General features: G+C 73.5%; 10 protein-coding genes. 5 read left to right on the top strand and 5 right to left on the bottom strand.

All coding sequences use genetic code 11. From position 1 onward, the window contains the following. Positions 1 to 58: 58 nt before the first annotated feature. The gene (locus AB0I11_RS06830; RefSeq protein WP_357314548.1) at positions 59 to 1,105 is read left to right on the top strand and encodes a LacI family DNA-binding transcriptional regulator; all 1,047 of its coding nucleotides are present in this window, start codon (positions 59 to 61) and stop codon (positions 1,103 to 1,105) included. A gap of 14 nt (positions 1,106 to 1,119) precedes the next feature. Here the strand turns inward: AB0I11_RS06830 and AB0I11_RS06825 are convergent, their stop codons facing one another. Continuing rightward, positions 1,120 to 2,331 (bottom strand): acyl-CoA dehydrogenase family protein, encoded by a 1,212-nt coding sequence (locus AB0I11_RS06825; RefSeq protein ID WP_357314545.1) that lies wholly within the window; start codon positions 2,329 to 2,331, stop codon positions 1,120 to 1,122. Next, positions 2,331 to 3,407, bottom strand: a complete 1,077-nt coding sequence (locus AB0I11_RS06820; RefSeq protein ID WP_357314543.1) for a phosphotransferase family protein — start codon at positions 3,405 to 3,407, stop codon at positions 2,331 to 2,333. The genes AB0I11_RS06825 and AB0I11_RS06820 overlap by 1 nt, the downstream gene beginning before the upstream one ends. Positions 3,408 to 3,554: 147 nt before the next feature. On the opposite strand from AB0I11_RS06820, the gene AB0I11_RS06815 reads away from it, so the two are divergent. Together AB0I11_RS06815 and AB0I11_RS06810 are read left to right on the top strand one after the other, a co-directional pair. Further along, entirely contained in the window at positions 3,555 to 4,259 is a 705-nt protein-coding gene (locus AB0I11_RS06815) for an amino acid-binding protein (protein ID WP_357314541.1), read from the top strand. Between the two features lie 81 nt (positions 4,260 to 4,340). Continuing rightward, positions 4,341 to 5,426, top strand: coding sequence for a GNAT family N-acetyltransferase (locus AB0I11_RS06810; protein ID WP_357314539.1), 1,086 nt, complete (start codon positions 4,341 to 4,343; stop codon positions 5,424 to 5,426). A gap of 223 nt (positions 5,427 to 5,649) precedes the next feature. Here AB0I11_RS06810 and AB0I11_RS06805 read toward each other — a convergent pair whose 3' ends face one another. From AB0I11_RS06805 to AB0I11_RS06795, 3 genes are all read right to left on the bottom strand, one after another. Next, positions 5,650 to 6,738: a hypothetical protein gene (locus AB0I11_RS06805; protein ID WP_357314537.1), complete on the bottom strand. Its 1,089-nt coding sequence runs from the start codon at positions 6,736 to 6,738 to the stop codon at positions 5,650 to 5,652. 216 nt (positions 6,739 to 6,954) lie between these two features. Then, positions 6,955 to 8,520, bottom strand: a complete 1,566-nt coding sequence (locus tag AB0I11_RS06800; protein ID WP_357314535.1) for an aldehyde dehydrogenase family protein — start codon at positions 8,518 to 8,520, stop codon at positions 6,955 to 6,957. A gap of 440 nt (positions 8,521 to 8,960) precedes the next feature. Beyond that, positions 8,961 to 9,680, bottom strand: a complete 720-nt coding sequence (locus AB0I11_RS06795; RefSeq protein ID WP_357314532.1) for an LPXTG cell wall anchor domain-containing protein — start codon at positions 9,678 to 9,680, stop codon at positions 8,961 to 8,963. Positions 9,681 to 10,070: 390 nt separating this feature from the next. Here AB0I11_RS06795 and AB0I11_RS06790 point away from each other — a divergent pair, with 390 nt between their 5' ends. Together AB0I11_RS06790 and AB0I11_RS06785 are read left to right on the top strand one after the other, a co-directional pair. Beyond that, positions 10,071 to 12,941 carry a glycoside hydrolase family 9 protein gene (locus AB0I11_RS06790; protein ID WP_357314529.1) on the top strand — a complete coding sequence of 957 codons (2,871 nt, stop codon included), beginning with the start codon at positions 10,071 to 10,073 and terminating at the stop codon, positions 12,939 to 12,941. A gap of 324 nt (positions 12,942 to 13,265) precedes the next feature. Further along, on the top strand, positions 13,266 to 13,798 hold a 533-nt coding region (locus AB0I11_RS06785), incomplete at its 3' end, for an endo-1,4-beta-xylanase (RefSeq protein WP_357315073.1).

Here is a 13,798-nt window from a genome sequence, read left to right as displayed (position 1 = left end):
GGCCCGGCACCGACGCCTCAACAGGTGCCGGGTCCGCCCGAGGTCGGAGGAGCACACGATGACAACGCAACGCACGCGGTCACTCGGGCGCCCGACCCTCGACGCGGTCGCCGCTCGCGCGGGCGTGGGTCGGGGGACGGTCTCCCGCGTGGTCAACGGCTCGCCCCAGGTCAGCCCGGAGGCCCGGGCCGCCGTCCAGCAGGCCATCGCCGAGCTGGGGTACGTGCCCAACCGCGCCGCCCGGGCGCTGGTGACGCAACGGACCGACTCGGTGGCCCTGGTGGTCTCCGAGTCCGGGGAGCGGGTCTTCACCGAGCCGTTCTTCGCCGGCATCGTCCGGGGCGTCAGCTCCGCGCTGCTGGAGACCCCGATGCAGCTCTGGTTGGCCATGGCGCAGTCCCAGATCGAGCGGGAACGGGTCGAGCACCACCTGACCAACCAGCACGTGGACGGCGTCCTGCTGCTCTCGCTGCACGACGCCGACCCGCTGCCCACCCTGCTGGAGGAGCGCGGCCTGCCGACCGTGCTCGGCGGCCGGCCGGCCCGGATGCTGCACCCGAACGCCCAGCCGGCCTGGTTCGTGGACGTGGACAACGTCGGTGGCGCCCGGCAGGCGGTGGAGCACCTCTTCGCCCGCGGCCGGCGCCGGGTCGCCACCATCGCCGGCACCCAGGACATGGGCGCCGGCCTGGCCCGGCTCTCCGGCTACAAGGAGGCCGTCCGGGCCGCGGGCGGCAGCGTCAACCCGGACATGATCGCGTACGGCGACTTCAGCGAGGGCAGCGGCACCGCGTGCATGCGCCGGCTGCTGGAGGTCTGCCCGGAGCTGGACGCCGTCTTCGTCGCCTCCGACCTGATGGCCGTCGGCGCGCTGCGCGCGCTGCGCGAGACCGGTCGCCGGGTGCCCGAGGACGTCGCGGTGGTCGGCTTCGAGGACGCTCCGATCGCCCGGCAGGCCGAGCCGCCGCTGACCACGGTCTTCCAGCCGGTGGAGGAGATGGGCCGGCAGATGGCCCGCCTGCTGGTCTCCCGGATCCGGGGCGACGAGCTGCCCAGCCCGCACGTCCTGCTGGACACCAAACTCATCCACCGCGCCTCCGCCTGAGGGCGGGGGCGCGGTCAGGCCCAGCGGCGCAGCTCGCGCTTGGCCAGGGAAGCCTTGTGCACCTCGTCGGGGCCGTCGGCGAGCCGCAGGGTGCGGGTCTGGGCCCAGAGGGCGGCCAGCGGGGTGTCCTGGCTGACGCCGGCGCCGCCGTGCGCCTGGATCGCCTTGTCGATCACCCACTCGGCCATCGCCGGGGTGGCGATCTTGATGGCCTGGATCTCGGTGTGCGCGCCCTTGTTGCCCACCGTGTCCATCAGCCAGGCGGTCTTGAGCACCAGCAGCCGGGCCTGCTCGATCCGGACCCGGGCCTCGGCGATCCACTCCCGCACCACGCCCTGCTCGGCCAGGGGCCGGCCGAACGCCACCCGGGCCAGGGCTCGCTGGCAGAGCAGCTCCAGGGCCCGCTCGGCCATGCCGATCAGCCGCATGCAGTGGTGGATCCGGCCCGGGCCGAGCCGCGCCTGGGCGATGGCGAAACCGGTGCCCTCGGCGCCGACCAGGTGCTCCGCCGGCACCCGGACATCGGTGAAGTCGATCTCGGCGTGCCCGCCGTGCGCGGCGTCGCTGTAGCCGAACACCGTCATGCCGCGGCGTACCGTCACGCCCGGAGTGTCCCGGGGGACCAGGATCATGCTCTGCTGGCGGTGCCGGTCGGCCGCCGGGTCGGTCTTGCCCATCACGATGAAGATCTCGCAGCGCGGGTCCATCGCGCCGGACGACCACCACTTACGGCCGTTGACCACGTACGAGTCGCCGTCCCGGGTGATCCGGGTGGCGATGTTGGTGGCGTCGGAGGAGGCCACCTCCGGCTCGGTCATGCAGAACGCGGAGCGGATCTCGCCGTCCAGCAGCGGCTTGAGCCAGCGGTCCCGCTGCGCCTCGGAGCCGAACTCGGCCAGCAGTTCCATGTTGCCGGTGTCCGGGGCGGCGCAGTTGATCGCCTCCGGAGCCAGGTGCGGGCTGCGGCCGGTCAGCTCGGCGAGCGGGGCGTACTGGAGGTTGGTCAGGCCGGCGCCGTAGCGCGCGTCGGGCAGGAACAGGTTCCACAGGCCCCGGGCGCGGGCCTCGGCCTTCAGCTCGTCCATCACGGCCGGGCGGGCCCACGGGTCGCCGGTCGCGGCCACCTGCTCGGCGTGCACCGGCTCCGCCGGGTAGACGCACTCGGTGAGGAACGCCGTGAGCCGCTCGCGCAGCTCGACCGTCCGGGCGTCGTACGCGAAGTCCATCATCTCTCCCTGACCGCGTGCAGACCGTGCTCGACCAGCGGGGCGACCATGTCGCCGATCCGGTCGAAGCCCCCGCCGAGCGTCTGCCCGAGGGTGTGCCGGTAGTGGATGCCCTCGCAGATCACCGCGAGCTTGAAACAGCCGAGCGCCACGTGCCAGTGCAGCGGGCCGACGTCGACGTCGCTGCGGCCGGCGTACCGGTCGATCAGCTCTTCGCCGCTGGGGAAGCCGGCGCGGGGCCCGACGCCGTCGGCCACCGGGTTGCCCTCGGTCAGCTCGCTGTCGCCGAGCACGCTCCAGTAGGTGAGCAGCAGTCCCAGGTCGGCCAGGGGATCGCCGAGGGTGGCCATCTCCCAGTCGAGCACCGCCCGCACCGAGACCGGGTCGACCGAGGCGAGCAGGTTGTCCAGCCGGTAGTCGCCGTGCACGATCCGCCCGGCGTTGGCCCCTTCCGGCACGCTGCCGGCCAGCGCGTCGCGCAGCTCGTCGATGCCGGGCAGCGGCCGGCTGCGGGACCGGTCGAGCTGCCCGGCCCAGCGGCGGACCTGCCGGGCCAGGTAGCCCTCCGGACGGCCGAAGTCGGCCAGCCCGACGGCGGCCGGCTCGACCAGGTGCAGCGCGGCGAGGGTGTCCATCATCGTCATGGCCAGCTCGCGCCGCTGCGCCGCGGTCAGCGGGTCGGTCTGCGACCGGCTCCGGTAGACCTCGCCGTCGACCTTCTCCATCAGGTAGAACGGCGCGCCGATCACCTCGGCGTCGGCGCAGAGCAGCAGCGCCTCGGGGACCGGCACGTCGGTCGGGGCGAGCGCGGAGATGACCCGGTGCTCCCGGGCCATGTCGTGCGCGGTGGCCAGCACGTGCCCGAGCGGCGGCCGCCGCAGCACCACCGCCCGGTCGCCGCAGCGCAGCAGGTACGTCAGGTTGGACTTGCCGCCGGCGATCAGCCGCGCCGACAGGGGCGCGGCGGCCAGCTCGGGCCGGTGTGTCGCCAGGTACGCGCGCAGCCGGTCGAGGTCGAGCCCGCGCGGGGCCGGACCGGTCGGGTCCGGAGGTGCGTCGACGGCCGGATCGGTCATCCGGATAGTTGATGGCAGCTCAGCTTTCTTGTCAAGGTCGGATTTTCCGGGCAGACATGCCGCTGCAACAGGGGCGAAACGGCCAACGGGCAGGCTGGGGCCAGCCTGCCGGCACGACGGCCGGCCCGCCGAGCGGAGGGACCAGACATGCTGCTGAGAGTTCGGGTGACCCTGCCGGACCGACCCGGCACGCTCGGCCAGGTGGCCCGTACACTCGGCGTCTCCGGTGCCGACATCGTGCAGGTGGTGGTGCTGGAGCGGCTCGGTGGCCGGGCGGTGGACGACTTCACCGTCGTCTGGCCGGGCGCGGCGCGGGTGGAGCGGCTCCTCGCCGGCCTGGCCGCGATCCCCGGCGTCCGGGTGGACGGGGTGTGGCGGGCGATCGGCGCGCCGACCACCACCGGGCAGGACGCCGAACTGCTCGCCCAGGTGGCGGCGAACCCGACCGACGGGGTGGCCACCCTGGTCGACGCGGTGCCCGGGCTGCTCGCCGCCGACTGGGCGGTGGCCGCGGTGGTGCCGCTGGACTGGGCGTCGCGCAGCGGCGGAGCCGGCGAGGCCACGATCGGGCACGCCAGCTGGCGGGCGCCCGTCCCGCCCCGGCTGCCGGAGATCACCCCGCTGCGGGCCCGGGCGATGACCAGCCCGGACGGGCACCACTACGCGGTCGCGCCGTTCGGTCGCGCCGGCCTGGTGCTGGTGGTGGCGCGCGACCACAGTGACCCGCTGGCCGCCGCCGCGTTCCACTCCACCGAGGTGGACCGGCTGGCCCAGCTGGTCCGGGCCGGCGCGGTGATCCTGGGCGACCGGCTGGACCTGGTCGGCGCCCCGCCGGTGACCACGATCACCTGACCCGTCCCGCGGCGTCACCGGCGGGCAACGGGGCCGCAACAGCCGCCCGGCAGGGTCGTGAGGCGAGGAAGGGAGCGAACCATGGCGCTGTGGCGGATCCGAGCCACCGTGGACGACCGGCCGGGCTACCTGTCGGTCCTCACCGCGAGCCTCGCGCTGGGCGGGGTCAACATCCTCACCGTGCAGGTGCACACCACCGAGGTGGGGGCGGTCGACGACTTCCTGGTCGACGCCCCCGACCAGCTCACCGAGGCCGACCTGCGGGCGGCCGTGGAGCGCGGGCGGGGACGGGACTGCTGGATCGCGCGCAGCGAGGCGCGCGGGCTGGCCGACCAGCCCACCCGGGTGCTCGGCCTGGCCAGCCGGCTGGTGCGGGACCCGGACGCGACCGGGGAGGTGCTGCGCACCCTGCTCGGCGCCGACACGGTCACCTGGCGGGCCGCGCCGGCCGGCCCGTCGGGCGGGGTGGGCGCCACCCGGATGCTGCTCCCCGACCCCTCCGGCGGGTCGTACGAGCTGAGTCGCCGGGAGCCCAGCTTCACCCCGGCCGAGTACGCCCGGGCCCAGGCCCTGGTCGAGCTGGCCGCGGCGGTGGCCCGCCGGGACGACGACCGGGTCACCCTGGTGCTGCCCGACGGGGCCGAGGTGCGGCTCCGGCCGGCCGGCCCGGACGACCTGACCGGCGTGGTCGAGCTGCACGAGTCATGCTCGGCGCGCAGCCGCCAGCGGCGCTACCTCAGCGGCGCCGGCTGCCCGTCGCCGGCCCGGCTGCGCCGGCTGCTGGCACCGGCGGGCGGGCTGACCCTGGTCGCCACGGTCGGTGGCGGCCCGGCGGCGGAGCCGGTCGTGGCGATGGCCAATCTGCTCGGCGAGGGGGACGAGGCAGAGGTGGCGCTGCTGGTCCGGGACGACTGGCAGCGACGCGGTCTCGGCTCGGCGTTGCTGCGGCGGTTGGTCGGGCACGCCGAGCGGATCGGCTACGCCGCCGTGCAGTTGCACGTGCACACCGAGAACACCCCGATGTTGCGCGCGGTGCGCCGGCTGGACCGGCCGACCTCGGTGCGGCGGGACGGCAGCGTGCTGACCGTGACGGCGCCGCTGGCGGCCCGCCGGGCCGACCTGCCGCGGCAGGCCGGTGCGACCGCCCGGTCGCACCGGGCGCCCTGACTCGTCCGGCCGCCCCGGCCGGTCGGCCTGCCGCAACGGCGCGGCGGGCCGGCGAGGGCGGGTACCCGGCCGGGACCGGCGCCGGACGGATCCGGCGCCATCGTGGCCGACCTCCGGTGCGGGGGACGGTGATCGGCAGGGCCCCCGGTTCGGGGGCCCTGCCCACGTCCAAGGCCGGCCCGGTCGGCCCGGCGTGTGGGCTGACGCCGGTCGGGGCCCGCCGTCACCGCCAGATGGACGCGTGTTGGCCGTCCGGCACGTCCGTCCAGCCGGCCAGCAGCCCTCGGTCGTTCAGGGCGATCACGGCGGCCGCCGGACCGCCGGTGACCAGGCGGCTCTTGCGCAGCAGGAAGACCCGCCGGGGCTCCCCGGCGCTGGTGCCGGCGATCCAGCCCTGCTCGTTGAGGTCGCCGACGTACCCGTCGATCTCGGCGCGTACGCCGCCCTGCCAGCGGAAGGACCTGATCGCGGTCGGTGAACTCGTCCAGCCGATGACCTGTGCGCGATCGTTGATCGCCACCGCACCGCTGTCGCCGGACGGCGGTCCCAGGTCGGTCATCCGGCCGTCCTGCCAGAGGAACGCGTGCTGGCTGCCATCGGCCGTGGTGCTCATGCCCACGATCTGCCCGTGCTCGTTGATGTCGGCCGGCACCGACTCGGCGCCGCCGAGGGTGCCCAGGTCGGTCAGGACGCCCCGCTGCCAGCGGAAGCCGCGCCGGCCCGCGTCGGTGTAGTGCACGCCGATCACCTGGCCGTGGTTGTTGATGCCGCTGGCGCTGCGGTCGCCGGTGCCGCCCAGGTCGGTCAGGACGCCCCGGCGCCAGAGGAAGGCGCGGGTCTCGCCGCCCCGGATGAACGTCTGGTTCTCGCCGACGATCTCACCCCGGTCGTTGACCGCCAGCGCGGCGCCGGTGCCGCGTTCGTCGAGGGTGCCGAGGTCGCGGGGCCGGCCCTGCCACCAGAGGCACGGCCGCGACGGGTACGCGACGGACTGGCAGAACCCGACCACCAGGCCGTGCTCGTTGATGTCGCGCGGCAGGGTGCCGGTGCCGCCGGGCAACGGGCGCAGCGCGGTGTGCCGCCCGGCCCGCCAGACGAAACCGAGCGGCGGCTGGATCTCGGAGTCGACCCGGTTCGTCGCGGTGATGATCACCTCGCCGCGGCCGTTCACATCGGACGCGGCGCTCGACATCCAGCCGGCCGGATGGATGTCGAGCGCGGTCAGCCTCCGTGCGCTGGCCTGCGCCGGCGCCGCCAGCAGCGGGATGGTGATGAGCAGAGCGCAGGCGAGCCGACCCATCCGTCGCATCATCCGGTAAGCCTGGTCCGTCGACGGCCGTGGCGGCGCGGGGAGTCCTCGATCCGACAGCCGCCACCGGCTGCCGGAGCGCGACCGGCCGGCCGGCACCGCCGGGGTGACCGCCCGGGCGGCGTGGTGCCGAGCGACGTCCGCCGCCCGGCACCACGCGAACCTCGCCGCCGCCCGCACCGCGCCGCTCGCACCGCGCCGCTCGGCACCACGGGAGCCTCAGGTCGCCGGGTAGCTGCTGTAGTCCGGGAAGTTGCCGTAGAGCCGGCCGTCGCCGCCCACGGTGACCGCCTGCACGAGCAGGTCGCCACCGACGAACGCGCCCTTCCAGGAGGCGCCCCGGCCGCCGAACGGCTCGTCCCGGTCGCCCCGGGAGCGGGGCTTGTTGATGCCCACCTTGAACGCCTGCAGGTCGACCGCCAGCTTGCCGGCCAGCTCCTCGTCGTCGCAGGCCAGCGAGGCGACCAGGGCGCCGTTCGAGGCGTTCATCTGGGCCAGCAGCTCGTCGGTGGTGTCCACCACGACGATGGTGTCCACCGGGCCGAACGGCTCGGCGTGCATCAGCCGGGACCGGCCGGGCGGGGCGAGCAGCACGGCCGGCGCCACGTACGCGGAGGTGTCCTGGCCGGCGAGGAAGGGCGCCCCGTCGAGCTTGCCCCGGTGCAGCGGCACCGCGCCACCGCGGACCGCCTCCTCGACCTTGCGGCGCAGCTCGTCGGCCTTGGCCGCGCTGATCAGCGGACCGAAGTCCAGTTCGGGCAGCGGGTCACCGGCGGACCAGTCGTCACCGACGGCGAGCGGGTGTCCGAACCGGACGGAGCGGACGACCGGCAGGTACACGTCGAGGAACTCGTCGACCAGGTCCCGCTGGACCACGAAGCGCGGGTACGCGGTGCAGCGCTGCTTGCCGTACTCGAAGCCCTTCTTCAGGTGCGCGGCGAGCAGGTCCCACTGGGAGAAGTTCCAGATGCCCCAGGCGTTGAGGCCCTCCTGCTCGATGAAGTGTCGCTTGTCGGAGTCGAGCAGCGCGGCGGCCACCTTGCCGCCGTTGGAGCGCCCGCCGACGAACGCCACCGCGCCGATCTCCGGGGCGCGGACCAGCACCTCGGACAGCTCCTCGCCGCCGCCGGAGAGCAGCGTGGCGGGCAGCCCGGCGCGGCGCATCAGCGCGTGCGCGACGGTGAGGCAGACCGCGCCGCCCTGGGACGGGGTCTTCGCGATGACCGCGTTGCCGGCGAGCAACTGGACCAGTTCGGCGTGGACCAGCACGCTCATCGGGTAGTTCCAGGAGGCGATGTTGCTGACCGGCCCGGACAGCGGCTCGCGGCCGTCGGCGAGCATCCGGTCGATCTCCTGCACGTACCACCGCACGCCGTCCAGGGCCCGGTCGACGTCGGCGCAGGCCAGTCGCCACGGCTTGCCGATCTCCCAGACCAGCAGCATGGCCAGCAGGTCGCGGTGGGCGGTGAGCGCGTCGAGGGCGTCGGTGACCCGCGCCTTGCGCTCGGCGAGCGGGGTCTGCGCCCACTGCCGGTGGTCGGCCGCGGCGTGCGCGACGGCGCTGCGGGCCGCGTCGGCGTCGACGCGGGCGAGGTGCGCCAGGACGGTGTTGTCGACCGGGGTACGCACCGGGGTGGGCGTGCCGACCGCCTGCCACCGGCCCTGGGTGAGGTTGTGCAGGGTGGCCGCGCCGTCCGGCGCCGTGCCGAAGGCCTCCGGCGCGGCGGCGACCGCGCGGGCGAGGGTGTCCGACCAGGAGGTGCCGTCGGCAAGTCTGAGAGCCATCGCGATCTCCTCAGGGTTGTCCGGGGGAGCGGCGGCGTCGATGGCACCGCTGGTGGGGCGTACTGTCCCGCGCGGCCGAGCGGCCGGGCAACCGTACGCTCGTATGCCAGGACGCCCGGGCCGCCGTCGCGACGCGTCACGGCCCGACGGACACCGGCCTGACCTGGGGGTACGGGGGCGACAAATAGACAGCGATCGATGATGTGATTCAGCTCCGGGCGGCGTCGACCGGGTTACCGGTCAGTACGTAGCGATGCGCCGCGCGGTTCAACCGCGCCGCGCGGTGATCGCCGCCCCGGACACGCGAACCCGGCCGCCGGACACGCGGACCCGGCCGCCGGACTCGTGAACCGGCGGCCGGAGACGTGAACCGGCGGCCGGAGACGTGAACCGGCCGCCGGAACGGGGGTCCGGCGGCCGGTCGCATGGTGGGCGGGAGGTCAGCTGGTGAAGGTGATCCGGTCGCGGCGTCGCCGCAGGGTCATGAGCGCGATCCCGCCGCCGATCAGCGCGACGCCGGTGACCGCGATGCTGGTCGCGGCCACGCCGGTGATCGGGAGGCTGCCGCCGCCACCGGCGCCGCCGCCCACGGAGCCGCTGGGGCCGGGCGTCTCGGTGCCGCCCGGCTGGCCCGGCGTCGGGGTGCCCGAGTCGCCGGGCGTCGGCGACTGGCTGTCCGTGGTGGACGGCGTCGGCGACGGCGACTGCGTCTGGGTGGTGCCGGAGCAGGTGTGGGTCAGGTTGAACAGGTTCTGCGGCACCTGCCCGTGGATGGTCGACTCGCCGCTCTCCAGCCGCCAGCCGGTCGGGGTCGCGAACCAGACCTTCTTGGCGCCGTTGTCGGTCGTGAAGTGACCGTCGGCGAGGGTCTTGAAGGTGTCGGCGGTCTTGTCGTTGTCGGTGTCCCAGCCGATCTTCACCGCGTCGACGCTCTCGACGTCGTTGCCGGGCCAGATGAAGACCCAGATGTCCTGGCCGGCCTGCTGGTCGGCGCCGGCGCAGTTGCCGAAGCCCTTGTTGTTGGCGTCCTTGTCGGACGCCAGCAGGTGCTTGCCGGCCTGGCGCAGGGTGGGGTTGGTGACGCCGGCCGACGCCCAAGCCGGGGTGGCGAGAGCGAGGCAGGCCGCCGCCGCGGACGCGGTGACAGCCGCGCGCGCCACGTACCGACGCTGTGGCATGAGATTCCTCCGAGATCGGGAGAGGGGACGGCACATGTTCCCATAACGTGAGGCCTCTTACGACATCGGTCGATCGGCCTGAGCTGCGCAGACGTGGCGCTCAACATCGAAATTCCCGCCAAGATCATGCCAATTCCGGGGCGTGTCGCTGTAACGCGCCGGCGGCCTTCGGCGCTGGCGCGGTTCGTCGCCCGGCCCGGCGGCCGACCGTCTTCCCAACCGGCCGCCGGCCGATTAGATTGTCGTTTGTCCATGGGAGCGCTTCCACGCTCCCGCGGCGGCCCCCACCACCACGCCCGCGCGGCGGTTCACCTCCGACGGCCGTCCCCCGTCCGGTCGGCCGCCGTGCGGCACCCATCCCAGGAGTACGCCATGCTGCACCGCACCCGACCACCCGCGCGCGGCCGCTCCGGGGTGCGCCGCGCCCTCGCCGCCGGCGCGGCCCTCGCCACCGGGCTCAGCCTCGCCCTGACCGCCGTCGCCGCACCCCGGCCGGCACAGGCCGCGGCCAGCTTCAACTACGCCGAGGCGTTGCAGAAGTCGATCCTGTTCTACGAGGCGCAGCAGTCCGGCAAGAAGCCGGCCTGGAACCGGGTCTCCTGGCGGGGCGACTCGGCGCTCACCGACGGCGCCGACGTCGGACTCGACCTCACCGGCGGCTGGTACGACGCGGGCGACCACGTGAAGTTCGGCTTCCCGATGGCGTTCAGCACCACGATGCTGGCCTGGGGCGCGGTCGAGTACCGGGACGGCTACGTCGCCTCCGGCCAGCTCACCAACCTGCTCAACAACCTGCGCTGGGTCAACGACTACTTCGTCAAGGCACACCCCGCGCCGAACGTCCTCTACGGGCAGATCGGCAAGGGCGACGACGACCACAAGTGGTGGGGGCCGGCCGAGGTGCTGCCGATGGCACGGCCCGCGTACAAGATCGATGCGAGCTGTGGCGGCGCGGACCTGGCGGGGGAGACGGCGGCCGCGATGGCCGCCTCGTCGATGGTGTTCCGTTCCACCGACGCCGCCTACGCCGACAAGCTGCTCGGGCACGCGAAGCAGCTCTACACGTTCGCCGATACGGTGCGCAAGAGCTACCACGAGTGCATCACCGACGCGACGAGCTTCTACAAGTCGTGGAGCGGCTACCAGGACGAGCTGGTCTGGGGCGCGATCTGGCTCTACCGGGCCACCGGGGACGCGAGCTACCTGGCCAAGGCGGAGAGCGAGTACGACAAGCTCGGCACCGAGCCGCAGTCCACCACCCGCTCCTACAAGTGGACCATCGCCTGGGACAACAAGCAGTTCGGCGCGTACGTGCTGCTGGCCAACCTGACCAACAAGCAGAAGTACGTCGACGACGCCAACCGGTGGCTGGATTGGTGGACCGTCGGCGTGAACGGCTCGAAGGTGAACTACTCGCCGGGCGGGGAGGCGGTGCTCGACTCCTGGGGGTCGCTGCGCTACGCCGCCAACACCGCCTTCGCCGCCCTGGTCTACAGCGACAAGACCGCCGACGCCACCCGCAAGGCGCGCTACCACGACTTCGCCGTCCGGCAGATCAACTACGCGCTCGGCGACAACCCGCGCAACTCCAGTTACCTGATCGGCTTCGGCGCCAACTCGCCGAAGAACCCGCACCACCGCACCGCGCACGGCTCCTGGTGGGACAGCCAGACCGTGCCCACCGAGACCCGGCACGTGCTCTACGGCGCGCTGGTCGGCGGCCCCTCCTCGGCCAACGACGCCTACACCGACAGCCGGTCGGACTACGTGATGAACGAGGTCGCCACCGACTACAACGCCGGCTTCACCTCCGCCCTGGCCCGGCTCAGCAAGGAGTACGGCGGCACCCCGCTCGCCGGCTTCCCGACCGCCGAGACGCCGGACCTGGACGAGTTGACCGTGGAGACCACGGTGATGCAGGCGGAGACCCGGTCCACCGGGCTCAAGGCGATCATCTACAACAAGTCGGGCTTCCCGGCCCGGGCGCTGAAGACGGCGAAGTTCCGTTACTACTTCCGCCCCGACGGCACCGGCTCGGTGACCGTCACCCCCGGCTACACCCAGGGCTGCCCGTCGCCGTCGACCGCCAAGCAGTACAGCGGCGACATCTGGTACGTGGAGGTCGACTGCACCGGTTACACCATCGCCCCGGCCGGGCAGTCGCAGCACCGGATGGAGGTGCAGTTCAAGATCGGCGTGCCGGAGGGCGGCACCTGGGACCCGACCAACGACCCGTCGTACCAGGCCACCGCCGGGCCGAACCGCAAGGTGCCGCTCTACGAGGCCGGCGTGCGGGTCTGGGGTGAGGAGCCCGGCCCGGCCACCCCGGACACCACCGCGCCGACCGCGCCCGGCACCCCGGTCGCCTCGGGCGTCACCTCGACCGGGCTCACCCTGACCTGGCCCGCCTCCACCGACACCGGCGGCAGCGGCCTGGCCGGCTACGACATCACCCAGGCCCAGGTCGGCAGCGACGCCCTGGTGCTGCTGAAGTCCACCACGAACACCCTCGCCGTCACCGGGCTGCTGCCCGAGCGGACGTACCAGTTCTCCGTGGTCGCTCGCGACGGCGCCGGCAACCGGTCGACGGCCTCGCCGACGGTCAGCGTCACCACCCCGGCGGCGCCGGCCCAGGACACCACGGCGCCCACCGCCCCCGGCACGCCCACCGCGTCCGCGGTCGGCCCGACCGGGCTCACCCTCGCGTGGGGGCCGGCGACCGACAACGTCGGCGTCACCGGCTACCGGGTCTACCGGTCCGGGAACGTCCTGGTCGGCTCGACCACCGGCACCACCCTCGCGGTCACCGGGCTGACCGCCGCCACCGCCTACACCTTCACCGTGGTCGCGGTGGACGCGGCCGGCAACGTCTCCGCGGCCTCCGCGCCGGTCACCGTGACCACCGCGGATCCACCGACCGCCGGCGGCTGCGCCGTCGGGTACGTCACCAGCACCTGGGACACCGGGTTCACCGCGAACATCACCGTCACCAACACCGGCACGACGACCCTCAACGGCTGGACCCTCGCCTTCACCTTCCCGAGCACCGGCCAGAAGGTGGGTCAGGGCTGGTCGGCGAACGTCACCCAGACCGGCACCGCGGTGACCGCGTCGAACGTCTCCTACAACGGAACGCTCGCGCCCGGGGCGTCGACCAGCTTCGGCTTCAACGGCACCCACACCGGCACCAACCCGAAGCCGACCGGCTTCACCCTGAACGGGGTCGCCTGCACTGTCTCCTGACCGCCGATCGGGCGGGCGTGGCCGGTCACCGTACCGGGGCGACCGGCCACGCCACGCCGCCAAGTCCATCGATGCACACAACTGTTGACGGTCCTCCGGCGATCGTCGGGTTCGCCCTGCTCAGACGCGGAATTCGGGGCGCGGCGCCGGTCGTGATCCGGGGCGCCCGGCCGGCAAAAAACACTCCCGAAACTTTTCCGAAACTTATTGTCCTGGACGGATGGCCGATGGAAGCATTGGCGCCGTTAAATCTTCCGAACATGACGTCCAGTCGTCCCCGCCCAGACGGCTTGGGTGTTGGCCAGTAAGGAGGCCAAGGTGGCAATGAGCCCATCCGTTCATCGTGGCGGGAACAGGCGGCGGCGCTCGCCCGCCGTCAGAGCGTTGCTCGCCGGCGCGGTCAGCGTCGTGACAGTGGCCGCGGTCGCGGTGATGATGCCGTCGGCGAACGCCGCGGCGAGCACGTTGGGTGCGGCGGCCGCGCAGTCGGGCCGGTACTTCGGCACGGCGATCGCGGCGGGCCGGCTCGGTGACTCGACGTACAGCACGATCGCGGCGCGTGAGTTCAACATGATCACGGCTGAGAACGAGATGAAGCCGGACGCGACGGAGCCCCAGCGGGGCCAGTTCAACTTCAACTCCGGTGACCAGATCTACAACTGGGCGACCCAGCGTGGCCTGAAGGTCCGCGGTCACACCCTGGCCTGGCACGCCCAGCAGCCGGGCTGGATGCAGAGCCTGTCCGGCAGCAGCCTGCGCCAAGCGATGATCGACCACATCAACGGGGTGATGGCCCACTACCGGGGCAAGCTCGCCGCCTGGGACGTGGTCAACGAGGCGTTCAACGAGGACGGCAG

It is taken from the genome of Micromonospora sp. NPDC050495, from assembly GCF_040655175.1.
Classification (GTDB): domain Bacteria; phylum Actinomycetota; class Actinomycetes; order Mycobacteriales; family Micromonosporaceae; genus Micromonospora.
This window is presented reverse-complemented; position numbering and strand designations above follow the sequence as displayed.

Bases quoted from the DNA above. Each gene is read 5' to 3' on its own strand.
- AB0I11_RS06810 (WP_357314539.1), top strand. From the start codon at position 4,341: ATGGCGCTGTGGCGGATCCGAGCCACCGTGGACGACCGGCCGGGCTAC.
- AB0I11_RS06825 (WP_357314545.1), bottom strand. From the start codon at position 2,331: ATGGACTTCGCGTACGACGCCCGGACGGTCGAGCTGCGCGAGCGGCTC.
- AB0I11_RS06815 (WP_357314541.1), top strand. From the start codon at position 3,555: ATGCTGCTGAGAGTTCGGGTGACCCTGCCGGACCGACCCGGCACGCTC.
- AB0I11_RS06800 (WP_357314535.1), bottom strand. From the start codon at position 8,520: ATGGCTCTCAGACTTGCCGACGGCACCTCCTGGTCGGACACCCTCGCC.
- AB0I11_RS06830 (WP_357314548.1), top strand. From the start codon at position 59: ATGACAACGCAACGCACGCGGTCACTCGGGCGCCCGACCCTCGACGCG.
- AB0I11_RS06805 (WP_357314537.1), bottom strand. From the start codon at position 6,738: ATGATGCGACGGATGGGTCGGCTCGCCTGCGCTCTGCTCATCACCATC.
- AB0I11_RS06820 (WP_357314543.1), bottom strand. From the start codon at position 3,407: ATGACCGATCCGGCCGTCGACGCACCTCCGGACCCGACCGGTCCGGCC.
- AB0I11_RS06790 (WP_357314529.1), top strand. From the start codon at position 10,071: ATGCTGCACCGCACCCGACCACCCGCGCGCGGCCGCTCCGGGGTGCGC.